The organism is Spirosoma pollinicola, from assembly GCF_002831565.1.
In the GTDB taxonomy this organism is placed as follows: domain Bacteria; phylum Bacteroidota; class Bacteroidia; order Cytophagales; family Spirosomataceae; genus Spirosoma; species Spirosoma pollinicola.
Map to the genome: position 1 here is coordinate 7,850,271 of NZ_CP025096.1, position 23,072 is coordinate 7,873,342.

Here is a 23,072-nt window from a genome sequence, read left to right on the forward strand (position 1 = left end):
GTAAACCATAAACGGCTGGAGGTGCTCGTTGTTTAGAAAGCCCAACGTGTTGACTAATCTGGTTAATGAAATCACAATGTTTTTTTGATTTGCCTTAAATCCATTTAGCGGTGAATTACGTAAAAGCGTATGCTTACTGTTTAGTGCCATACCGTTAGCATGCCTTACTGTTTCTATCCTAGTACTAGTTAAGAACAAATAAGCCCGGTCGCAATGCTGCCGGGCTTACTGCTTCTATCCACACCATAGGCGTACACTCAGGGGTATACCTCCTATTGAGACAAGATAACGACCGCTTAATCAGGATTGTTTCAACGTAAATGTAGGGGAGCTCCATGACACTTCGTTGACAGGAACAGGTTGTAGCAGGTGCCTGCTTCTTAAGCTTGAAGAGATAGCCTAGTCGTATTAAGGGTCGATTGGTTCCCTTATGCTAGGGTGCAATAAGCAGATAAACGCATATAGCCATAAACACGACCGTTAAGAGAAGAGCGATCCCCATCATAATGTCAAGGGCTCGACCAATCTCCAAGAAGGGCTTTTTGTTCTCCATGCTGCGAGTTACGATGAATGGTTAATAAAGCCAATACCGATTAGTAAATCCGCTGATTACTTGTCATTTATAGACAGCCAACGTAAAATAATTAATCATATAAGAGAGTAAATGATTAAATTGAATCTACATAGAAACACTTAGCTCAGTACCATCTTTCGGTGTGCTTGTTTGTCAATTAAGCTTTTTGACGTGAGTGCGTCGAGGTGAGGAATCCTGGCCTTCGTCGTCTCTCACCCTGACTCTCGGTTGGGGAGAAAGCTGAATTACCGTTGCCAGGTAACGGCCGTTAAAAAAGCCGCCTCGCTTGGTCCGGGTGACTTCGACCCGGTCGCCTGGCTTTATGTCAGTATTCATCAGTAGATGGGTGTGATTAAAAAAGGGTACATAAATCGTCACGCCTCAAAAATTCGAGTCTCAAACAAACGAACGTGACTGTTGCACAACTCTTTTAGGAATAAATAGGCGGTTGAAGTAATGCCTTCAATAAAGGCAAAAAAAGAGCCCCCTAGGTGCAAAGCCAACACCTGAGTAACTACTTTAGGCCAGCGCTTGGCCAATAGCCACTTCTTGAGATTGTAAGCCGTTGCCGCCATCACCATCCGCTTATGAGCACCCGTTTTACCTTTGCCTGGAGTCCGACGCAACCCAAAGTAGTTCAGTAAACTACCAAAGACCGGCTCAACCACCGCACTACGTCGCCTTTTGAGTCGCTTCCCTTTCGCACTCGTCAAGCGTGCTTGCATCCGCTCATACTCCCGGTAATACATGGTCACACTGAGTGATTTACGATCCCGTTTACCACAACAACTTTCCTTGATGGGACAGTTTTGACAGGCGCTATAGTTAGCAATGTAGTGGTAGCTACCATACTCACCGGCCATTTTAAGGCCATGATTGCGTAAAATGGCCCCGTGAGTGCAACGGTATTGATCCTTCTCTGGCTCATACGTGAAGGGATCACGGACTGGGATGTAACGCCCAAACAACGGGATGTACGCTTCGATTTGACGATGCTCTAAAGCCGCATAGTTTTCTCCTGAGCTAAACCGCGCCGGCGGACCGGCCTGCATCGGCTAGCACACACCGAAGTGATAGGTTTAACCTTGACAAACGAGTGTGGGTTTGGTCGACTATGTGTAACAAATGGCGTGAATCTTTCTGGCCAGCCGAGTCGGCCTGAATGTGCGTAATCACATGGTGCGCACAATCCACGGCCATACTAGACAAGTAGTAGAGCCGAAAAGCCTTGTTGGGTTTAGTAGCTAAACAGGCCTGCGGATCGTTAGGGCTATAATAGACCCGATTATTGCGAGTCACCTTCTTGGGATTAATATATTGTTTCGTCTTATCAAAAGATACCCGATCCGAAGCCTCAACCTGTAGCTGCTCATTTTTCTCCAATGTCCACTTGGCCAGCGGCTTAGCTTCTAACTTATCTAAGGAAGCATTGGCCTCGACAAAAGCAGCATCAATGGCTTGGGTGTGACCATCAACTAGTCCAAGGTCAATACACTGCGTCAATACATACTCAAAACAAGATTCAAACACGTTTTCGGGCAGGCGCTGCCGGGTGCGTGATAGGGTACTGTGCCAGGGTAAGGCTTGGCCAAACTCGTAGTCTAAGAAGTACAGGATGTCTAATCGGAGTTGGCAACAGCGAATGATCGCTCGATCGGAGGTTAGGTTTTCCAAATGCCCCACCAGCATGAGTTTAACGAATACAATCGGATCAATCGATTGTTGACCGCATTTGCCATAATACGGTTTGACCGTTTCGTACAAAAACGTCAGATCAATGGCCTGTTTTAAGCCCGGGCCGCCGATGCGGTCGATATAGATTCTGCTGAGGAACACACTGGTCAAGTAGCAGACTATGACCTTGTTGGGGAGTGGTATGTTTTTTGCCTACCATACGTCAAGATACGCATCTATCTCAATAGTAGGCTATTAGCGTTGTGCAACAGTCACGTCCCTTAAGAAAAGATATAGTTCTATTTAACAGAAAAAAAATACCATAACTATTGGATTTCTCTTAACAACTCTTATATCTTTGCAAATGTTAACTTAGTGCGTTAAGTAGCATGAAAAAGCGTGTACACTGGTTGGTTATCTTTTTACTTTTTATTGCCACAGGACTCAGCTTTCTAGACCGACAAGTCTTGTCCCTTGCAATCATTAAAATTCAGGAAGAGTTTAAAATTACCGACGTCCAGTACGGTATGATCAACACAAGTTTCTTGATTAGCTACGCCATCATGTTTACGTTGGGCGGCTGGCTAATCGACCGGGTTGGTGGTAAACTGGGGTTGGCAATTTCGGTGGGCATATGGTCTGTGGCTAACAGTCTGCACGCGGTGATGACTAGCTTTTCGCAATTGTTAGCTTTCCGGTTTTTTCTAGGTATGGGCGAAGGCGGTTGCTTTCCAGGTGCGGCCTGGACGGTGTATCGCTGGTTCGATAAAGAAGAGCGAGCCTTAGCAAACGGAATTGCTATTGGCGGCTCGGCCATTGGCGCAGTCGTAGCACCACCGCTAACCATCTGGTTGTCTGCTCATTACGGATGGCGTGGTGGTTTCTTAATTCCAGGCTTAATCGGGATTATCTGGGTGATAGTGTGGTTATTTATTCCCTGGAAGAACGAGAATACGGCCCTTGAAACACCCATCAAATCTGACCCTAAAGCAAGCGTTTCCTTTCTGACATTGCTCAAACTACGGGTTACCTGGGTATTCATTGTCATTCGCTTTTTGCTCGATCCAGTCTTTTATTTTATGATGTTTTGGATACCTAAATACCTCAGCTCAGTTCGGAATGTCTCATTCGAGCAGATTGGCCAGTTGTTCTGGATACCTTTCTTAGCCTTGGGAATTGCTAATGTAATTGGCGGCTGGTTCTCGGGGCAACTTATTGCGCAGAACTACTCGGTCAATAGAGCCCGTAAAACCGTTATGGGGATTGCCGCTTTTCTAACCTTAGCTGCACCGGCTATCGAGTGGGTGTCGTCAGTCAACATAGCGGTTGCACTAATGGCGGTGTTTATGTTTGCGCACGGTTTCTGGATTACTAACTACATCACATCTATCTCCGATATGTTTGGCCAGAAGGCTACTTCCACGGTAGTCGGTCTATCAGGAACGGCGGGAGCTGTGTCAGGCTTATTACTCAATCCATTGATGGGCGTAATTATTCAGCAGTATTCATATCGCCCTCTGTGGATTGCATCGGGCCTTTTATATCCACTGGCCTTTGTCTTACTTATTGTACTGATTCCCAATATTAAAGCGCTAGTATTAACTGATAATCAAGAATTTACCACACCAAGAACTAAAAAGGTACTGACTCGAAGTTAAATCAATAGAAGTGCCAATTGAATTATCAGTCCACGGCTTTAGCTGTGGTATTACGTAAAAACAACGTACCAACACCTACCCGTTTTAACGGTTTCACGCACTACTCATCCATCAAGTACCCACAGCCGAAGCAATGGGCTAATAAAAATAGATCATTGTCATTAAATCAACTTAGTGCACTAACTATATTGAATAAAAGCATAAACTAGATCGTATGGAAAATCAATCAATGAATGGCCTGGCTGTCAAGCAGGCCGAGTTTGCAAAACGAAAGAAAACTCGGCCTCGAATCGGTGTGTTTGGCGTCGGCTATTTTAAGTACTGGGATCAGTTTGAAGGCTTGCTGGATGACATGATGCAGAAACAGGCAGTCTTTATTCAGAAAATTGAAGCGCTCGATTCGGCAGAAATCGTTGATTTTGGGCTAGTTGACGATGTAGCGAAAGCCTATGAGATGGTCCCCAAACTGAACGCGGCCAACCTCGACCTGATTTTCTGCGATATGCTTACCTACGCTACTTCCAGCACGTTCGGCGTCATTATCAAAAGCATGAATGTTCCAATTGTGCTGGTTGCGTTACAGCCCAACAAGGCGATGAACTATGGTCGGGCGTCAACCTACATGCAGTTGTACAACGACGACATTTGCTCCCTACCCGAATTTGCTGGCGTTGCCGTTCGGATGGGCAAGAAGGTACCGCAAATGATTATCGGCACGCTCCACGAAGATCCGGCTGCCGATGCGGAAATCGAGGAGTATTGCCGAATAGCCGCCGTCCTGCACGATCTTAAGTCATCCCGCATCGGTCATATCGGTCATCCCATCGAAGCCATGCTCGATATGCACTCGGATTCAACCATGCTGACGTCGCATTTTGGTGTACACATTGTTCAGTGCGAAGCGCACGAGATTGTCACCCACTACCAGCAGGCAACGGAAGAAGAAGTTGATTCCGTTAAGGAGCGGATTTTGGACTTTTTTGATACGCCTGATCCAGTTTCTGATCCCATTTCGGAGAAGCTCCGCGACTCCGACTTACACATTGCCGCTCAGACCGCTGTTGCGCTGGAGAAGTTCATCAAAGCGAAAAAACTGGACGGCCTTGCTTACTACTACGATGGTCCAGATGGTAGCGATACCCGCGTGGTTATGTCAAACCTGATCGTGGGTAACTCGTTGCTTCAGGGGGCAGGATTCCCAATGTGTGGCGAGTCGGATCTGAAGACCTGTATAGCCATGCTTATCATGGAGCGTTTGGGTATTGGCGGTAGTTTCGCGGAGTTTCATCCCGTTGATTTTGAAGAAGACTTTGTACTCGTAGGGCACGATGGCCCGCATAACATTGCCATTGCTGAAGGCCAGCCCGTTTTGCGTAGCCTGAAAAAATACCACGGCAAACCGGGTTTCGGCGCGGGTGTCGAATTCAAAATCAAAGAAGGCCCGATTACGATGCTGAGCATCAGCTCGACGTTCGAGGGTAAAATGAAATTTGTCATTGCCGAAGGCGAATCCATTGCGGGACCAATTCCACCAACGGGCAACACGAACACGCGCGGTTTCTTCAAGCCCGATGTACGAACATTCCTTAAACGCTGGATCAGTGCTGGACCTACGCACCATTTTGCTTTAGGTGTGGGCCATCATGCCGCTACCATCCAGAAAATAGCTGACTACCTCAAAATCGAATCAGTCATCATTCCAAATGGATAATTGATCATAAATATCTTAAACCTTAATTCGTTAATCATGGATCATTTTTTATTTCATCGACTGCGACTCCTGGTGATTGGCAGTATGTTGAGTATACTAACTACCGTAAACATTGGTTTTGCCCAGTCGAATAAAGTGACGGTCGGCGGAAAGATAACGGCATCGGAAGATGGCGAATCGCTGGTGGGAGCCACCGTGACCGAGAAAGGCACTACTAATGGTACGACGTCGGATGTAAATGGTGCTTTCAAATTAAATGTCAGTCCGAAGGCTACGCTGGTTGTCAGTTTTATTGGCTACGTGCCCCAGGAAATCTCGGTCGGTACCCGCTCGACGATTAACATTTCGCTGAAAACAGATCAGCAGCAATTGCAGGATGTAGTGGTCGTAGGCTACGGTACCCAGCGCAAAAAGGACCTGACGGGCTCCATCGTTAACTTAACAACTAAAGACCTCGTTCCAGTGCCGTCGGCCACCAGTGTCGATCAGATGATGCAGGGCAAAGTAGCCGGGGTGCAGATTACGCAGAACTCCGGTGCACCCGGCGGAAATGTCAACGTCATTGTGCGGGGCATCAGCTCCATTACAGGCGGAAACTCTCCCTTGTACGTCGTAGACGGCTACGCTATCGGTACGGGTGGGGGCGGCTCTGATCTGAGCAATTTTGCCTCCAATTCGTACTCGGCTAGTGGTATTGCGACCAGCAGTTCGACGAATCGGATTAACCCATTGAGCGTGATCAACCCGGCAGATATTGAGTCGATTCAAGTCTTAAAAGATGCCTCAGCTACGGCTATTTACGGATCACGCGGGGCCAATGGCGTGATCATTATTACTACCAAACGCGGTAAGTTAGGTAAGCCGACTATAAACTTTGAATATTCGGTCGGGATGCAGGAGCTGGCTAAAAAATTGAAATTGCTGACCCCGCGTCAGTACGCCGAATTCGTAGCTGAAGGACGCGACAATGCCTGGGTCTACGCGGGCGGAAAAGCTTCCGATCCCAATAGCGTTCGGAGTACGGCTACGCAGGTGAAGCCCGAATTTCGTAACCCTAGTCAATTTGCGGATGAGGGCTACGGCACCGACTGGCAGGATGTTATCTTTCGAAAGGGCATGGTGCAGAATTACCAGCTATCAACCAGCGGAACGGCTAAGGACGTCAGCTACTACGTATCAGGCGGCTTTTTTACCAATAAGGGCATTATCATTGGCTCGGACTTCAACAAGTTTACCCTGCGCACTAACATTGACGCGCACTTAACCGATAAACTCAAAATAGGTGCGTCGTTTTCGGGAGCGCATTCTTATGGCAACTTCGCCCGGGCCGAAGGTCACCTGCAATACCGGGGCCTGATTTCAGCCGCATTAGCCAGCGACCCAACCATACCGGTGTACAATCCGGATGGAACGCCCTACTCCGAATTCTCGAGTCCAACGGGAATTCCGGTCGAAAATCCGGTGGTCATTGCGGCTGAGTTTTCGGATAAGCGGAATAACACCAACGTATTCACAAACAACTATTTACAATATGAATTGATACCGGGTTTAGTACTAAAAACGTCGGTTGGAGTCAACTACTCCAACAATGTTACCCGCCTATGGAAATCCTCAAAAGTGGGGCTGGCTACCAGCCGAACGGGGGCGGCAACAGCAGGGGCTACTGAAATCAAAAGTCTGAACTGGTTGAACGAGAACACGATCAATTATCGGCATAAATTCGGTCAGCACGATGTGGATGCCCTGGTGGGGTACACTATCCAAAAAAATTCGGACGAAGTTTTACAGGCTGGTGCTACGGGTTTTTCGACTGATTATGTCCCTTTTTTAGCCGCCGGTACGGTATCGACGGGCACGAATTACATCAGCGAATGGGCGATCATGTCGTGGCTAGCGCGGGTAAATTATGCGTTTGCCAACAAATACCTGCTCACGGCAACTATTCGGCAGGATGGCAGCACTCGGTTTGGTGCTAAGAACCGCTGGGGCACGTTTCCATCGGTTTCGCTGGCCTACCGGCTGTCGGACGAGCCGTTTATGAAATCCATTACCGCCATCAGCGACCTGAAAATTCGGGCTAGTTATGGTATTGCCGGAAATAACCTGATTCCGAACTATGCCACGCAAGGGTTGCTGGGCGTATCGCGTACGGTGTCGAACGGGCAGATCGTATCGGGCATTGTACCAACTAGCTTGGCGAATGACGAACTGACCTGGGAGCAGTCACAACAAACTAATCTGGGTCTGGACCTTTCGCTGTTTCAGAACCGATTGTCGTTTACGGTTGATGCGTATCAGGCCTATAAAAAGAACCTGCTCCTAAACGTGACACTGCCCTCGGCGTCGGGCTTCGGTAGCTCGGTCCAGAACATCGGCGAAATCGAAAATAAAGGGCTGGAGTTAACTATAAACTCACAAAATATAGTCAAAGGGCCTTTCCAGTGGAATACGGATTTCAATATTAGCTGGAACCGTAATAAAGTATTGGCATTAAATTCCGAATCTGCCCGCATTGTCACGTCCGATTACCAGGTTGCACAAGTCGGTTACCCCATTTCCAGTTTTCGGCTGATGAACATTCTGGGTATTTTTCAGACGCAGGAAGAGATTAGTAAAAGTCCGCTGCAAAACCCAAGAGTACAACCCGGCGATTACAAGTATCAGGATGTGGATGGTAGTGGCGTCATCAACACCTCCGACAAAACCATTGTTGGCAATCCCTGGCCCAAAAACACCTGGGGATTTGGTAATCGGCTCAGCTACCGGAATCTTAGTTTAAGTGTGAGCATTAATGGCACGTATGGCAACCAGATTTATTTTGAGGGGGGCAGTATTTCGCTCAATGATGCCGGCGTGCAAAATCAGCTTTCGGCCATTGCTGATCGCTGGCGTTCAGTTGATAATCCAGGAGCTGGGGTGTACACCCGCGCCATCCGGAACGACTATGCCTTTGGCTTCAGCTCGGGAACGACTAAGTATTTGTTCGATGGATCGTTCACGCGCATTCGGGACGTGAATCTTTCGTATACGTTCCCGGCCGCCGTGCTGAGCAAGATCAAACTTCAGGCACTTTCGGTGTATGCCGACGTAACGAACCTGTACACCTTCACTAAGTATCCGGGTTACGACCCCGAAGGCGGTACGGGTGGCGACAACCTGGCCCGGAGCGGGATTGACTTTTTTGCTTATCCGAATCCACGCACGTATACACTCGGCATACGGATCACCCTTTAGTTAATCAGCTGATTATGAAACTTTTAATTACCATGAAAAACCGACTCCTGGCCTTACTATTCCTGACGGCCAGCTTATCTTCCTGCCACGATTTCCTGAATCTGAAGCCGGAATACCAGATCAGCGACCAGAGTTTTTACCAAAATCAGAACGATTTTGAGACGGCGTTGGTGGGTGTGTACAGCACGACTCGGGGCTTGTACACTACCAGCAATCTACTCTACATGAGCGAATTAACGACTGACAATGCAGAAATCCAATGGTCGTCACCCTCAGCCGATGAGATGCAACTGGATCAGAACGCCGTAACGCCGACCAATGCATACGTGTTAGCTGTCTGGAGAACCTGCCTGTATACCATCTCGCAGAGTAACAATATTCTGAATCGTATCGATGCGGTAAACTTTGACCAGACGACGAAGAACCGAATCAAAGGCGAAGCGCAGTTCTTGCGGGCTTCCAGTTATTTCTACCTGGTGCGGTTGTTCGGCAACGTGCCGATCACCAACCAGACCTTTAGCAGTCCGGCTCAGGTTTCGTCAGCTGATCTGACGTTAAAGCCGCAGGCAGAGGTGTACACACAAATCGTTGCCGATCTGACCAGCGCCGAGAGTTTGCTACCCGCCACATTGAATACCGACAAAACGCGCACTTCCCAAATGACCGTCAAGACATTGTTGGGCAAAGTGTACCTGACTCAGAAGAGTTACGACCTGGCGGCTACGAAGCTGAAAGAAGTCATCGACGCCAAACAGTACTCGCTGATGGCCGACTATAAAACGCTGTCAACGAATGGTAACACGAACCTGGCTGAAACGATTTTAGAAGTTGACTTTCTATCCGGGCAATCGCTGGGCAATAACTATTCGGCGGTGTTTACTCCATCGATCACCAGCATGGCTATTTTCCCCGGTAATGCACAGGGATCAGGACGTATTGTTCCGACCCTGGACTTAATCCGTTCGTACGAAGCGGGTGATGCGCGCAAAGTCATCTCGGTGAATGATTCGATAACGCTGATTGGGGGTAAAAAATCATACAGCCGGTACGGGCTGAAATTCGTAGATTTTAAAGCGGTTGACCCTGGTGACGGTAGTGTTTCGTTCACAATCCTTCGCTATGCCGATGTGCTATTAATGTACGCTGAAGCCCTGAATGAAGGGGGGAAAACGACTGACGCACTACTTTATCTTAATCAGGTGCGGCAACGGGCAAAACTGGCAGCTTTGTCTGGATTGTCGCAGGCCGACCTGCGCCTGGCACTTGAACGCGAACGCCGGGTAGAGTTCCTGTACGAAGGTCAACGCTGGTTTGACTTAGTGCGAACCGGACGGGCGCAAACCGTGCTTAACGCCCACTACGCCAGCCAAAAATTGTCTTTCTCCGTACAGGATTTTGAGTTGTTTTTTCCCATTCCGCAAACGGAAATCGACCTAAATCCAGCCCTGAAGCAGAATATTGGCTATTAATAGTTATAGAGAATAGATTATGAACACTCCGTTGATTCGCTGTCTTTTCATACTAGTTTTGAGCGGATTGTCGAGCTACGCTCCAGCCCAGAATAAGTGGGAAATGGCGGTACAAGCGTTTGAGGAAAACGATCAGCAAACGCCACCGCCCGCTCAACCGATTGTGTTTGTCGGCAGTTCATCCTTTACTATCTGGAACAGCCTGCAAGCTACATTTCCCGATAAAGCGATCATTAACCGGGCATTTGGGGGATCGCAACTGAGCGATGCCCTTCTGTACGCCGACCGAATCATTCTGGCCTATCATCCTAAACAAGTGGTAATTTATGCAGGCGATAATGACTTGGCTGGTGGCAGATCGTCCCGAACGGTGTACAGGCTTTTCGTAACCTTATTTCGCAAACTCCGTCGGGCGCAACCCCAACTAGCGGTGGCCTTCGTTGCGATTAAGCCGAGTCCGGTACGCTGGAAGTTTCAGGCGAACATGACCGTGACGAACCGGCTCATCAGGCGCTACCTTCGGCGGCAGCAAAACACAAATTTTGTCGACGTGGTACCGGCAATGCTTGATTCGAATACTCATCGCCCAATAGGCAAACTCTTTAAGCCTGACAGTCTACACATGAATGCCGAGGGCTATGAACGTTGGGCGACTTTGCTCCGACCGGTACTGCGTTAATTTAAGTCTGAAAATGCTGCAACTTCCAAACGATGTATAATCTCATCAAAACCCTCGTCTTATTCGGCTTGGCGTGCCTGCTAACTAGCGGCTTTGTACCATCTAATGTGCTACGAATCAACGATCCTGATTTCATACGGCTGCGTGGAAAATCATTCAACAACATCACGCTGGAACTGTCTCTCAAGCCGTTTAAGAAGAATGACAAGGCATACCGGCAGCAGGTGGCAACAGAACTGTTCACGCAGTGGTCGGCGCTGCTGCGGCATGCGGATACGGTATCGGTGATGCTCTGGACTTCAGACGGTTCCGAGATTCTGGATTATACCGGTAATATGAATCAGCCTCTCGAATGGGCAAAGTACATGGGTAATCCGAATACGGACCACGAAGTAGGATCGGGACCCAAAGACTTGTCGCTGCACGAACGCGCGTACCTATACATGGATAATCCACCTGCCTACACGTATGGGGATTTAAAAGCGATCATTGATGCCTTAAAAGAAGCGGGGAAGCGGGTTACTGGCAAACCGATTCGCATTGGCGCGACGTTCGATCCGGGTCCCGAGTTTGCCAAGTCGGAATTCAAATATAAAAAGCATCCCGAAATCCTGGGTGGCAATGCCATGGGGCACAAAACCATGGTTAGCTGTTATTCAACGCTCAACGCGGATAATCAGGCGTACGCGGGTTTTCCAAAAGGGATTCCCGCCAGCACGCCGTTCGGCACTTTCCTGGGTCGACAGAGCCAGCATTTTCTGACCGATTTAGGCTATGATTACATCTGGTTCAGCAATGGATTCGGTTTTGGGGTCGAAGGGTGGTCATCGACCGGAGCTATTTTCAATGGCAAAGCGTTTACCCCCGAAAAGCTGGCATATACTCGGGAGTTGATCGCTGATTTTTGGAATCTATTCCGTAAAGAATGTCCTCATTTTCAGATTCAAACCCGGGGAACAAATTTGTCAACGGGTGCCGATTTAGCGCGGGATGGGGTTGATCTGAAGCAAATTTATGGGGGTCACTACAATATACTACCCCCGCCTAATTCGCCCTGGGCTGCCCTTGATGGCGATTTTGGGTTAGAAATGGTTGGCTATATGTCGCGCATGGCTGAGTTACCCGATGAGCGATATTTATTCCGCTATTACACGCATGACCCCTGGTGGGTAAATAGTCCCTGGCTGGATCGTTACGGGCAGGAGCCACACGACATATATTTGCCAATGGCGGTTGCGCGCATTAACGCTAAAGGCGAAATAAAACTGCCTACCCACTTAAATTTACTCACCGCTGACAACACGTACGGTGAAATGCCGGCGCAGGTGCCCAACGAGGTGACGCCCCATATTTTAAAAGCGCGCTATGATTCACCCACGGAACCTGGCCCGCTGGTATGGGTCTATCCGTTCGACGAATACCACAATTGGGCCTACAAACAACCAGCACGAGTGCCGGAGATTTATTATGGTGACTGGCTCATTCGGCAAGCCATTAACAACGGTTTTCCACTGAATACCATTGTGTCGACCAATTCATTTCAGAAAGTGGTAACCGCTAAACCAACCTTCTTCAATGAATCCGTACTCGTCAGTATCGTACCGGAAGCGAATTCATCGCTCGAAAAATCACTGATTGCTTTCGTGCAGAGTGGGGGCAAGCTGCTTATTTATGGGCCAGCCGATCACGCAGGGAAGGCGTTTTTGAGTCTGTTGAATCTTGAAAATACAACCGCCCTGGAAGGAGACTTCGTAGTAAACTCAAAGATCAACCTGGATAAACTTGATAAACCTTATCCCACTAAAATTATACACCGGGCGCTATTTTCGGGTGGTGGTTTATCTACTCATATAAAGACCAGAACGGATGACACCAGAGTACTAGCAACAATGACTCAGGGTAGTAAGTCGCGCGATGTGGTTTGGGTACGCGAACTGCCTGGCTGGAAAGGGGGTAAAGTTGCTTATGTGCGGGGTACGAATTCGAGCAAGTTTACGGGCGGCAAACTTCTGACGCCTGACGATCCTGAACAACTCTTTACCGGTCCGCTGCTGATGCGTTACGTGTTGAAAGAGTTTGGCGTAGACTACCGGATTGACAAACGAAACCCATCGGTGAAAAACCCTGTGCTGACGATTGCTAAAGGTAGCAACGGTTATTTCTTCTCGGGTTATTGTCCTAACACGACCGTTACACACCGATTTAAATTATCTCAGGGCGCCCCAATTTTAACGGGTTACGAAACCGAGTTAGTTGACGGTTATTCAGTTTATAATCTGCCCAAAGCCTGGCACCGGGAAAGTCGATTCTTCATTGATCAGTTGGACGGTATTGTCTCCTGCCAGGAAATGACATCGGGTATGCCACACATGAACCGGTGTGTTCGGTTGACGGGTCTTAAAAATGCAACAGTTCACATTTACCCGGATGAGGGTGTTTCTGATCAGGAACTGCATGTGTATACCAACTCAAGTTATCCGTGGCGAAAAGGAAAGGCCACTGTTAAACCAGGAGATATAAAGTATGGTAATCATTACGTAGTTGAAAACGTAACTGGTGATTTGGTGGCCTTTTGGTGATAACCAATTCTTTTCCTCTCAGGCAATTTGTCGCTTAGCCAGAACAGAAATGCTTAAACTAGTTACTTTTGTTATCACTATTGTGAGCTTGACGATCAATGCGATGGGTCAACCGGCGGACTCCGGTACGTATCTATCCGACGTTAAGAAAGGACTAAACGCCATCTGGCCACAGAACCGAACAATCAATCTTGTCTTTCACGGTCATTCGGTACCCGCGGGTTACTGGCATGATCACGAAGTACACACGCTGGAATCGTACCCGAATCTACTTCTGGAAAGGCTAAAAAAACAGTATCCATACGCTGTAGTCAACGTGATCGTGACGGCAATTGGGGGTGAAAATTCAATTCAAGGGCAAACTCGACTTGAATCGGACGTGCTTGTGCACAAACCGGATGTACTGTTTATCGACTACGCGTTGAATGATCGCCTCGCTGATCTTGCCAATGTTCGCCAAGCGTGGGAAAAAATGATTCAATCGGCGCTATGCCGAAACATCAACGTGATTCTAGTAACCCCATCCCCCGATCAACGACTGGATATTTTAAACGCCAACAACCTGTTAAATCCCTATGTGCAGCAGATTCGACAATTAGCCCAACAATACCACGTTGGCTTAGCCGATCCCTATGTAAAATTTCAACAGATTGCCAGAAAAGGGGAATTGCCCGCGTATATGTCTCATATTAATCACCCCAATAAAGCGGGCCATGAGATTATTGCCAATGAGTTAGTTAAGTGGCTCAAAAAGTAAGCATTTATTTAATTTATTGGGCTTGAACAGGATTGGCGATGACGGCAAATTTGTACTTGTCGCCGTGGTAATAGGATCGCTCTATTTCGACTACTTTGTTATTTGTGCAGATTATGGCACTATCAAGCACAAAAACGGGTGTAGGTTTACCCAGGTCGAAGTTGGTTGTGTTAGGCTCCAGAATCTTCACACTCAGTGTTTGCTGCACTTCCGTGATTTTCAAGTGATAATTGTTTTCGTACACTTTAAAATACGAGACTTCCGTTGGTATCCGATCAATCTTTGGACACATGTTAAGGGAGATGTACTTAACTTCATCCTTGATCAATAACTCGTCTGCATACCGGAGTTGATGAAGTTTTAGCGTTGGACCCTCGATAATGAAATGGCGTCCGTTGATTTCGGTTGAAATACCATCTGGCAAAATGGTCTTTTCCAGGACAATATTTTTAGGTGTAAAGCCCTCCGCAATCAGACTGTCGTGAAACCCACGTCGAGTAGCATAGATTGACCCTAGCGTACGTAAAAAGTGGTGGTCTTCCGTCCGATTTAATACATAGGTCCCTTTACCTTTAACACGCCTTGCCCATCCTTTCGATTCAATTTCTAATAAGACTTTGCGAGCCGTTGTGTTGCTTATAGTAAAGGTTTTTATGAGTTCATTCTCCGACGGTATCTGGTCGCCAGGCTGTAATTCTCCCTGTCTTATCTGGTCAATGATATGTTCGCTTAACGCGATAAATTTCGCCTTCCCTGCCGTAGCTGCTCGGTTTTCCCTGACTGCTTCACGCCCAATTTTCGGCAAGTCACTCATGCGATATCGGTAGAAATTTGCTCCTTTACAAAGTTAAAAGTAGACCGTACAAGGCCTGTAAATATACGATTTTCTCTTTAGAGACCTGCACAACTAGGCGAATTCAGGGCATGTTATTACTAAGTTGTAGCGTTTTAGCCTGAACCCACTCCCGTAGGCTACGGAATATAATTAGGGTGGTCCGGTTTAGCCGGACCACCCTAATTATATTCCGTAATTTACCGATGATTAGGCTGCTATCTTACTAGATAGATAATGGCCGCCCTTAGGCAAAATGACCACAGCCAGAAGCACACTCTCAGAATGAATGTGTAGACATGTCTGAAATGCTATCCTATTTTGCCAAGAATTAGGAGCTTATGAAAGTACAAACAAAAATAATCGTTAAAGCTAATGTCAGAAGTCCAGCTATGAATAAACTGGACTTGCTATACAATTTGGTGCGACAATAACCAGTCTACCAATCGGCTTTAAGATGTATCTTATGTTGGTTGATTTGTATAGATTAGTTCATTTGTTATCGTTCACGAAAAGGTCAATTGTCATCATTAATTGAACGAGTATGGATTAGCTATTAAAACCGTTCAGTTAAACGTCCAATTCATTTTCAGGCTAAGACACTAAGTCGGGGTCACTACCGTCTTTTCCTCTACCTGACCAATTTTTTTTGTTCGTCGGGGTAACTGTTCCGCTAACTGCTTTAGGCTTTTGATGGGCGGCCGCGGTTTTTCAGCTTCACCGATCAGAAAACCGTAGGGTTTTAATGATTCCACCGCATCAAAAATAACCTTGAGAATCGCCGTCAGCGGTAAGGCCAGAATCAATCCCGGCAGCCCCCAAATATTTTCCCATAACAGTAAAACGACAATGGCAGCCAGTGGGTTGATACTGACTTTAGAACCTACTACGTAAGGCGTGATAAAATTTCCTTCCACCATCTGAACCCCCAGGTAAAGCCCTACAACCGCTACTGCTTTCAACGGATTATCCTGCGTCACCAGCGTATAGGCTGCCGGTAGCAGTGAACCCAGCGAAATACCAAAATACGGAATCAGCACCAGACAGGCCCCAAAAAAGCCAAAGAACACCGCGTAGTCAACGCCTAAAAAAAACAGGCCCGCCGTCATGAGTGACCCAATAATCAGAATGACTAGTACCAGTCCGGCCAGGTAATCCTTGACGACGGTATAAATGCCCTGAAAAACCACATCAATGGCTGAGCGTTTTTCATCGGCAAAGGCTTTGTAGAAAAAGGAACGAAAGAAATCCCGGTAGAGCAGAAAGAAAAACGTGAATAACAGGACCAGAAACACATTGGTCAGTGCACTGGTGGTGGCTTCCAGGGTCGACCGTAGAATCGTTCCTCCTTCCGCCAAAAGCTGTTTGGCGTATTTCTGAGCCTGAACGGCCTGTTGTTGCCGGTTGATGTGGAAATACTCTTTAGTCATGCCCTGCAGTTTGTCCACGTATTGACCGGCCCGTTCGGTCAGTTGGGGTAGAACTTCCGAAAAGCTGCTGATTTGTAAAGAAACCGCATAAAACAAACCCACGATGAAAGCCAGTAGAAACACCAAGCAGACAATACTGGCCAGAATTCGGGGCATACGCCACTGCTCGAAGCGGTGGGCCAGGGGAAACAGCAACACCGAAAACAGGATGGCAAACACCAGCGGAATAAGCAGTCCCGATAGGGTGTGTAGTCCATAAATAATAATGACTAGTGAGAGTAATACGCAAACCAGTCGGGCCGGATAAGGCAGGTTAATAGGCGATTGTCGAAGCATCCGTTAAAACGAGAAAATGTGAATTAGTAAACAAGACGTCAGATTGTCGAACGTAAGAGCGGTCCAAATGGCTTATTCAACGAATAAACAATCCGTGTTTTTGGCTAGCCGCAGGAGTCTGAAAAAGCGAGCCCCTAATCGGCTCGATTAGGGGCTCTTTCCTATCGTTGGGCAAATCAGAAAGTAGGGAAGACCAGTAAGTTTAGTTTGGCTGATAAACCAGTTAGCCACCAGCTCTCTCACCAGAATGATGCCAGACGAATTAATCCTTACTAATTCTCTGATTATAAGTAAATTAGACAAAAGTATAGTTGTGGAATTAGGCTAAAAAGCTGATTTGTGAAGAGATTATTCCCCATAACTGCAGGTAATTATACCTAATTTATTTTATTCGCTATTCGCCTAATTTTGAGATATCCGCATCAATTCGATTGGCCTTATCATTCAGTAGTGACATCAATGATTACTGCTTAAATACGTCTTATTCCCATTTTTTGTTGATGTAGAATTTGCCGCCCCGCTCTCCCGTATGCACTACTTCTCCATGTGGGCCTTTCTGCCTTTTATCCACGGGTGTCTGGTAATCGGCCGGGGTCGCCTCCTGCGGCTGAGCTGCTTTTTGGGTCAGCGATGGCATTGGGCTGGCCGATTTTTTTTCTGCTTTGACCGCTCGGGCCTTGGCCAGGCGGTCATTTACAGACATTTTCTGCGCCGGTGGTGTCAACTGCGCCAGCCCGTCAACGGACAGCCATAGACTCGTCAGAACCAGGAGCCAGTATGCGTTTTTTTCATCGGTCATTACAGTTGATGGTTAATTCTATCATTTGGTAGATAAACCGCTACGTCAACCGATGGCCTATCGGCGTCTGCTTAACGTACATTGTCTTCCTTTCCAGGACGATCAGCCTTCTTTGATTACTACTAGACCAAGGCAATTGTTTTCGAGCCGAGTTCTGACCGACTCAAAGGGAACTGCCACTCTTAACCAACGTATTCAAACAGAGCTAACAAGCTGCCCAAACTGGTGATAATGAGTACTTACAGTTTCCTTAACTCATTCATTATCTGCGGATTTAACCGGCTACTAATTCCCCATACTGGGGTCTTATAACCCCGTCCTATCCCAATGCTAACCTGGTCCTGTTGCGGCAATCAATAGACCATTGGCTGCATGGCCCGTTTTTCCTTGATGGCACAGTTTTATCAGTAACCCTCGTATCGTATCAATAACCTCATAAACCCATGAAACGCTTTTTAACGGGACTGATCGCTGGATTAGCCATTAGCTACCTGACCGCTCCACGACCGGGTGTTCAAACCCGCAGCCAGTTGAGTCAGGCGGTTACCGAGCGAGTCAATGGCATCAAAGCCATCAAACAGCAGTGGGACGTAACGAGAGATCAGGTCATCAAGTTAGTGGATATGCTGAAAAGTCAGATGGCTTATTTTCAGTCAGAAACAACCGGGCTGATCGATTAGTCAGGCCCCTATCTATTCCGTACCAGTACGTCCTTTATTGGTTGACTATCAATCGTTTCTAGGCTGTTTCCATGAACAATCCTTTTCCATCCGATGACGTGTCAGCCAGCAATATGCCCTTAAAAAAGGATAAGGTGGTTGAAGAAAGTGTAGTCATTCCGCTTCTGGAAGAACAGCTTCATGTAGAAAAGCAACTCGTCGAAACGGGCCGGGTCCGCATTACTAAAACAGTCCTGGAGGAGCCTCAAACGGTTCAGATCCCCCTGACCAGCGAAACCGTCGAGATCGAACGGGTTAGCCTGAATCAGTACGTCGATGAGCCACCCCTAACGCGTCAGGAAGGGGAGACGACGATCTACCCAGTCCTAAAAGAAGTACTGGTGGTGGAAAAGCGGCTGATGCTGATCGAAGAAATCCGGGTTACCCGACGACAGAGCCAAACCCGGCAAACTCTTTCGGTGCCACTCCGCCGGGAAGACGTCCGCATCGAACGTATCGATGCTACTTCGGAACGACCGGCTCCCCCGGAGTCTTCGTTATAGATATAGTTACATTTTCACCCTTTATCTCGTACCATCATGGCCCAACAAACAGTAGTCGGCATGTTCGCCAATGCCTCCGACGCGCAGAAAGCTGTTGATCAATTAATGAATAGTGGTTTTAGCCGTAGTCAGGTAGACCTGTCGGCTGCCACCCAAACGAGTATGGGCGATTCCGAGGCAATCATCCCGGATCGCCACGTGAACACCTCCGGCACCCGAACCGAAGAGATCGTCGATGATACGAAAGATGTCGGCAGCAGCATTGGTAATTTCTTCAGTAATCTGTTTGGGGACGATGATGCGGACGAAAGGCAGAAATACGCCCGGGTGGCCAGCCAGCATTCGGTCGTAACCGTACACACCGAGACGGACGATGAAGCCGAGCGGGCGGCCGATATTCTGGACGATGTCGGTGCGATCGACGTGAACGAAAAAGCGGCTACCTATGATAGTTTGACTAAAGCCCCGAGCGCATCGATGGGAGCCGCGATTCTTACGCCGGAAGAGATGACCCGTGCCGATAATCGCACCATGCCAACGGATGGCGATCAAACTATCAAGGTGATCGAAGAAAACCTGGAAGTTGGCAAGCGTACGGTTGAAACGGGTGGTGTGCGGTTACGCAGCCGTATCGTGGCCAAGCCCGTTGAAGAAACGGTTCGTCTGCGGGAAGAACGGGTAACGGTCAACCGGACGCCGGTCAGTCGGCCAGCAACGGCCGCTGATCTGAATGCTTTTCAGGATGGCCAGATCGAGATGACCGAACACGCCGAAGTGCCGGTGGTATCGAAAACGGCGAACGTGGTCGAAGAAATCTCAGTGGGCAAAGCCGTCACCGAACGGGATGAAGTCATTCGCGACACGGTACGGAAAACGGAAGTAGATGTCGAGGATATAGGTAGAACGGATCAGCCGGATAACGTAACGTATTCTACTAAGTAAGCTATGGATCGTCAGCCGACATGGGCCACTGTGTCGGTTGACGTTTCTTTTGATGTAGGCAAACTGAATCGGCTCGGTTTCAGAACTGAGTACCCTCCATTCACGACAACACATTCCAGACGCATGAGTACTTTTTTTACCCCCCTCTACAAAAAGCTTTTCGCGGACTCTATTCCAATGCCCGTAAAGTCAGCTAAGGCGCCAACCGGTTTTTGGGCCAATGCCTGGATTATTTTGCGCGAGGCCTTCACGGCGTTTGGGGACGATCACTGCCTCAAGTTAAGTGCCTCACTGGCCTACTATACAGTTTTTTCGCTGGCCCCGCTGCTGGTGCTGGTGATGGCCCTGCTGAGTATTTTTCTTGGCCAGGACGCTATTCAGGGTCAGGTCTTTTCCCAAATCAATGGGCTGATCGGGAACGATGCTGCCCGGCAGGTGCAGGACATGATCAAACACACGACCATCTCTCACCAAACGAATACGGCCCTAGTCATCAGTATTGTTACGTTACTGCTGGGTGCCACCAGCATTTTCGCCGACATTCAGGATTCGATCAACCAGATATGGGGTGTCAAGGCTAAACCAAAAAAAGGCTGGCTCAAGCTGATTAAGGATCGGTTGTTATCCTCCTCGCTGGTTGTCAGTTTGGGCTTTTTGCTGTTGGTGACTTTTATCATCAATGGACTGCTGCTGACGCTGAGCGACGGGTTGACGCGCTACTTTCCGTCGGTGAGTGTGGGGCTCATCAGCGCGCTCAATTTCGGGGTCAGTACGGTGGTCGTGACGCTGCTGTTCAGTGTGATCTTTAAAGTGTTGCCCGATGTCAATATTGCCTGGAAGGATGTCCGCTGGGGCGGCTTTCTGACGGCGATGCTGTTCATGCTGGGTCGGTATCTGATTGGGCTGTACATCGAAACGACCGGTACGGGTTCTGCCTACGGCGCTGCGGGGTCGCTGATCGTGATCCTGACCTGGATTTACTACATGGCGGCTATTCTTTATTTCGGCGCCGAGTTGACCCAGGCCTACGCCAATCAGGTTGGGGTAAAAATCGAACCCTCCGATCAGGCCGTGTACGTAGAGAAGACGGAACGGGAAGTCAGTCATCTGGCTGATGCGCACTGAACGGACGCTTAGTCAGGCAGTACCGGAACAATTCATTCGTTGAGGGGTTACTATTACAGGATTATTGGTTAGCTTTTCCAGTCAACGGGTACCGTATCATTCGCTATAGTCGATCATTCTTTCCTAGCCATACCAGGTAAATAGGCTCGTTAGTATCTGTGTTTTTTCGTTCGCTGACTATCCCCTCGTTAGACCTGCGCTCTTTCTGGATGTGGGTTGTTGGTATGACTTTATGTACGCCAGCGGCTGTTGCTCAGTCGGATACCAGCACTAACCGGCGCCTTCGACTCGATTCAACCCACCTAAAAGTACGAACGCTACGGCAAAAAGCTGTCCAAAACGGTCACATCGATTCGCTATTGGCGCTGAAAATCAATGCCCTGGCTCCATTACGTAGTGAGCGTGACAGTGTATTCTATACCCGCCTGAAAACCCGGATGTACAAACAACGACTAACGCGCCAGTTGTATGATGCTGTTTTTTTAAGACGTTTATATGTACGTCGTCAACCAAAAGTGGACAGATGCGGGTGAAAAAAGAAGAGACGGTTTTACCCACTTTGGACGCGCTGAAAAATATGACTTTTCCGTCGTTTCAACATTGACAACCGCTTGATTTTTTGCCGTTCGACTAAGATCTGATCTTGACGGCCCCAGTAGGCATCGGCTGGGCGGACGTTTTCTAGTGATTCATGATAGCGCTGATGATTATAGTAGTCTACCCATTCCGTCAGGCGACTGATCAGTTCATCGGGGCTGTAATAGTGTTCGAGTAATAACACGTTTTTCATCGACCGATGATACCGCTCAATTTTGCCTTGGGTCATGGGGTGAAACGGAGCACAGCGAATATGCTCCATGCTTTCCCCTTTCAAATACTCCTTCAGATACCGTGACACATAGACCGACCCATTGTCGGACAAAATACGAGGTCGTTGGCCAGTCTTCAAACTACTGGCATGCAAAGCGGCTTGTACCGTCCGCTCCACATCGACCGCTTGCATGCCTGAACACAGTTCCCACGCCAAAATGTAACGCGAGTAGTCATCCAACACTGTCGAGAGATAATACCAACCCCAGTGCTTGATCTTGAAGTACGTAAAATCGGTCTGCCAGAGTTGATTCGGTGCTGTAGTCGGATTATAAAAGTGGTCGGCCGCTTCCATCAATCGATAGGCAGGGGTAGTAATCAACCCTCGGCTCTTTAGAATCCGGTAGACCGTGGACTCCGAGACAAACCACTGTTCATTATCAACAATATGGCAGGCTAGCTCTCGACAGGAAAGATCAGGCCTTTGTAAGGCTAACTCAACAATCCGATCTTTTTCGGCGGCTGGGAGTTGATTCCAGCCACTGGTCCGTCGGTAAGGTTGGTCCATCAAGCCATCATAGCCATTGGTTAAATAGCGTTTGTACCAACCGTAAAAAGTGGATCGGTTAATACCCAGCTCCCGCAAGGTGGCCTTAACACCAAGTGGCGACTGTTCGACTAGCGTTATAATCTCCATCTTTTCTGACTGAGTCATGTGATGATCGGGATTAATCGTCGGCTTTAAGGCTTTTTTTTAATACCCGATTCTCCAGACTCAATTCAGCCACCAGTTGTTTAAGGGCTTCATTTTCGGACTTGATAGATTGTACCTCCGGAGCAGTGGCTTCCCGGGTTGTATCACCGGCTAATCGCTTTTTACCCGCTTCCAGGAACTCTTTACTCCAGCGATAATAAATATTGGTATTTAGACCTTCTCGCCGACAGATCTCGGCTACTGACTGTTCGCCCTGCAAACCTTCCAGGACAATGCGGATTTTTTCTTCAGCGGTGTACTGCCGTCTGGTCTGTCGCTGGATGTCTTTGATAATCGATAAAGCAGGCTTACGCTCGGCAGATGTGGAAGGTGAAAAAGCTGCCGGTTATCCTTTGGATGTTTTGGCTGAATTGGACATTACTAAGGTGATTTAGATGAAACAACCGGGTCGCCGGTGCGATTAATGAATTGTCTCTTCCCATTTTCACCCCATTTGTCCACTTTTACTTGACGACGTACAGTTTAA

19 protein-coding genes are annotated in these 23,072 nt (G+C 48.0%); 13 read left to right on the forward strand and 6 right to left on the reverse strand.

Annotated features, from left to right (window positions below; translation table 11 throughout):
- Positions 1-948 precede the first annotated feature (948 nt).
- Positions 949-1,626, reverse strand: coding sequence for a transposase (locus tag CWM47_RS33150; RefSeq protein ID WP_100992819.1), 678 nt, complete (start codon positions 1,624-1,626; stop codon positions 949-951).
- Positions 1,598-2,410: a transposase gene (locus tag CWM47_RS33155; RefSeq protein WP_157816128.1), complete on the reverse strand. Its 813-nt coding sequence runs from the start codon at positions 2,408-2,410 to the stop codon at positions 1,598-1,600. Before CWM47_RS33155 ends, CWM47_RS33150 begins: the two co-directional genes overlap by 29 nt.
- A gap of 227 nt (positions 2,411-2,637) precedes the next feature.
- On the opposite strand from CWM47_RS33155, the gene CWM47_RS33160 reads away from it, so the two are divergent.
- From CWM47_RS33160 to CWM47_RS33190, 7 genes are all read left to right on the forward strand, one after another.
- Entirely contained in the window at positions 2,638-3,906 is a 1,269-nt protein-coding gene (locus CWM47_RS33160; protein ID WP_100992821.1) for an MFS transporter, read from the forward strand.
- 214 nt (positions 3,907-4,120) lie between these two features.
- The gene (locus CWM47_RS33165; protein ID WP_100992822.1) at positions 4,121-5,617 is read left to right on the forward strand and encodes an L-fucose/L-arabinose isomerase family protein; all 1,497 of its coding nucleotides are present in this window, start codon (positions 4,121-4,123) and stop codon (positions 5,615-5,617) included.
- 36 nt (positions 5,618-5,653) lie between these two features.
- The gene (locus CWM47_RS33170; protein ID WP_100992823.1) at positions 5,654-8,851 is read left to right on the forward strand and encodes a SusC/RagA family TonB-linked outer membrane protein; all 3,198 of its coding nucleotides are present in this window, start codon (positions 5,654-5,656) and stop codon (positions 8,849-8,851) included.
- A 32-nt stretch (positions 8,852-8,883) separates the two neighbouring features.
- Positions 8,884-10,320: a RagB/SusD family nutrient uptake outer membrane protein gene (locus CWM47_RS33175; protein WP_100994157.1), complete on the forward strand. Its 1,437-nt coding sequence runs from the start codon at positions 8,884-8,886 to the stop codon at positions 10,318-10,320.
- A 19-nt stretch (positions 10,321-10,339) separates the two neighbouring features.
- The gene (locus CWM47_RS33180; RefSeq protein ID WP_100992824.1) at positions 10,340-10,999 is read left to right on the forward strand and encodes a GDSL-type esterase/lipase family protein; all 660 of its coding nucleotides are present in this window, start codon (positions 10,340-10,342) and stop codon (positions 10,997-10,999) included.
- 32 nt (positions 11,000-11,031) lie between these two features.
- A complete protein-coding gene (locus tag CWM47_RS33185; RefSeq protein ID WP_240625583.1) occupies positions 11,032-13,578 on the forward strand; it encodes a carbohydrate porin in 2,547 nt (848 codons plus the stop codon).
- 49 nt (positions 13,579-13,627) lie between these two features.
- Positions 13,628-14,335 (forward strand): SGNH/GDSL hydrolase family protein, encoded by a 708-nt coding sequence (locus CWM47_RS33190; protein WP_100992825.1) that lies wholly within the window; start codon positions 13,628-13,630, stop codon positions 14,333-14,335.
- A 13-nt stretch (positions 14,336-14,348) separates the two neighbouring features.
- On the opposite strand, the gene CWM47_RS33195 is transcribed toward CWM47_RS33190, so the two are convergent.
- From CWM47_RS33195 to CWM47_RS33205, 3 genes are all read right to left on the reverse strand, one after another.
- Positions 14,349-15,149: a GntR family transcriptional regulator gene (locus CWM47_RS33195; protein ID WP_100992826.1), complete on the reverse strand. Its 801-nt coding sequence runs from the start codon at positions 15,147-15,149 to the stop codon at positions 14,349-14,351.
- 620 nt (positions 15,150-15,769) lie between these two features.
- Entirely contained in the window at positions 15,770-16,933 is a 1,164-nt protein-coding gene (locus tag CWM47_RS33200) for an AI-2E family transporter (protein WP_100992827.1), read from the reverse strand.
- A 481-nt stretch (positions 16,934-17,414) separates the two neighbouring features.
- A complete protein-coding gene (locus tag CWM47_RS33205; protein ID WP_240625585.1) occupies positions 17,415-17,732 on the reverse strand; it encodes a hypothetical protein in 318 nt (105 codons plus the stop codon).
- A 443-nt stretch (positions 17,733-18,175) separates the two neighbouring features.
- Here CWM47_RS33205 and CWM47_RS33210 point away from each other — a divergent pair, with 443 nt between their 5' ends.
- The 5 genes from CWM47_RS33210 (at position 18,176) to CWM47_RS33230 (ending at position 21,554) form a co-directional block, all read left to right on the forward strand.
- Positions 18,176-18,412: a YtxH domain-containing protein gene (locus tag CWM47_RS33210; RefSeq protein ID WP_100992828.1), complete on the forward strand. Its 237-nt coding sequence runs from the start codon at positions 18,176-18,178 to the stop codon at positions 18,410-18,412.
- 71 nt (positions 18,413-18,483) lie between these two features.
- On the forward strand, positions 18,484-18,954 hold the full coding sequence (locus CWM47_RS33215; RefSeq protein WP_240625587.1) for a YsnF/AvaK domain-containing protein: 471 nt from the start codon (positions 18,484-18,486) through the stop codon (positions 18,952-18,954).
- A gap of 36 nt (positions 18,955-18,990) precedes the next feature.
- On the forward strand, positions 18,991-19,896 hold the full coding sequence (locus tag CWM47_RS33220; RefSeq protein WP_100992829.1) for a YsnF/AvaK domain-containing protein: 906 nt from the start codon (positions 18,991-18,993) through the stop codon (positions 19,894-19,896).
- 123 nt (positions 19,897-20,019) lie between these two features.
- Positions 20,020-21,021, forward strand: a complete 1,002-nt coding sequence (locus tag CWM47_RS33225; RefSeq protein ID WP_206170567.1) for a YihY/virulence factor BrkB family protein — start codon at positions 20,020-20,022, stop codon at positions 21,019-21,021.
- Between the two features lie 158 nt (positions 21,022-21,179).
- Complete coding sequence (locus CWM47_RS33230) at positions 21,180-21,554, forward strand: hypothetical protein (protein WP_157816129.1); 375 nt, start codon at positions 21,180-21,182, stop codon at positions 21,552-21,554.
- A gap of 17 nt (positions 21,555-21,571) precedes the next feature.
- On the opposite strand, the gene CWM47_RS33235 is transcribed toward CWM47_RS33230, so the two are convergent.
- Positions 21,572-22,880 (reverse strand): IS3 family transposase gene (locus CWM47_RS33235; RefSeq protein ID WP_394342031.1). Its coding sequence is split into 2 segments (ribosomal slippage): positions 21,572-22,565 and positions 22,564-22,880, totalling 1,311 coding nucleotides; the frame shifts between segments, so codons are not numbered across the junction.
- On the opposite strand from CWM47_RS33235, the gene CWM47_RS38465 reads away from it, so the two are divergent.
- A complete protein-coding gene (locus CWM47_RS38465; RefSeq protein WP_157816130.1) occupies positions 22,819-22,980 on the forward strand; it encodes a hypothetical protein in 162 nt (53 codons plus the stop codon). The two genes, CWM47_RS33235 and CWM47_RS38465, sit on opposite strands and share 62 nt — an antisense overlap.
- The last annotated feature ends 92 nt before the right edge of the window (positions 22,981-23,072 follow it).

Bases quoted from the DNA above. Each gene is read 5' to 3' on its own strand.
- CWM47_RS33150 (WP_100992819.1), bottom strand. From the start codon at position 1,626: ATGCAGGCCGGTCCGCCGGCGCGGTTTAGCTCAGGAGAAAACTATGCG.
- CWM47_RS33160 (WP_100992821.1), top strand. From the start codon at position 2,638: ATGAAAAAGCGTGTACACTGGTTGGTTATCTTTTTACTTTTTATTGCC.
- CWM47_RS33165 (WP_100992822.1), top strand. From the start codon at position 4,121: ATGGAAAATCAATCAATGAATGGCCTGGCTGTCAAGCAGGCCGAGTTT.
- CWM47_RS33170 (WP_100992823.1), top strand. From the start codon at position 5,654: ATGGATCATTTTTTATTTCATCGACTGCGACTCCTGGTGATTGGCAGT.
- CWM47_RS33175 (WP_100994157.1), top strand. From the start codon at position 8,884: ATGAAAAACCGACTCCTGGCCTTACTATTCCTGACGGCCAGCTTATCT.
- CWM47_RS33180 (WP_100992824.1), top strand. From the start codon at position 10,340: ATGAACACTCCGTTGATTCGCTGTCTTTTCATACTAGTTTTGAGCGGA.
- CWM47_RS33185 (WP_240625583.1), top strand. From the start codon at position 11,032: ATGTATAATCTCATCAAAACCCTCGTCTTATTCGGCTTGGCGTGCCTG.
- CWM47_RS33190 (WP_100992825.1), top strand. From the start codon at position 13,628: ATGCTTAAACTAGTTACTTTTGTTATCACTATTGTGAGCTTGACGATC.
- CWM47_RS33195 (WP_100992826.1), bottom strand. From the start codon at position 15,149: ATGAGTGACTTGCCGAAAATTGGGCGTGAAGCAGTCAGGGAAAACCGA.
- CWM47_RS33200 (WP_100992827.1), bottom strand. From the start codon at position 16,933: ATGCTTCGACAATCGCCTATTAACCTGCCTTATCCGGCCCGACTGGTT.
- CWM47_RS33205 (WP_240625585.1), bottom strand. From the start codon at position 17,732: ATGACCGATGAAAAAAACGCATACTGGCTCCTGGTTCTGACGAGTCTA.
- CWM47_RS33210 (WP_100992828.1), top strand. From the start codon at position 18,176: ATGAAACGCTTTTTAACGGGACTGATCGCTGGATTAGCCATTAGCTAC.
- CWM47_RS33215 (WP_240625587.1), top strand. From the start codon at position 18,484: ATGAACAATCCTTTTCCATCCGATGACGTGTCAGCCAGCAATATGCCC.
- CWM47_RS33220 (WP_100992829.1), top strand. From the start codon at position 18,991: ATGGCCCAACAAACAGTAGTCGGCATGTTCGCCAATGCCTCCGACGCG.
- CWM47_RS33225 (WP_206170567.1), top strand. From the start codon at position 20,020: ATGAGTACTTTTTTTACCCCCCTCTACAAAAAGCTTTTCGCGGACTCT.
- CWM47_RS38465 (WP_157816130.1), top strand. From the start codon at position 22,819: ATGCGGATTTTTTCTTCAGCGGTGTACTGCCGTCTGGTCTGTCGCTGG.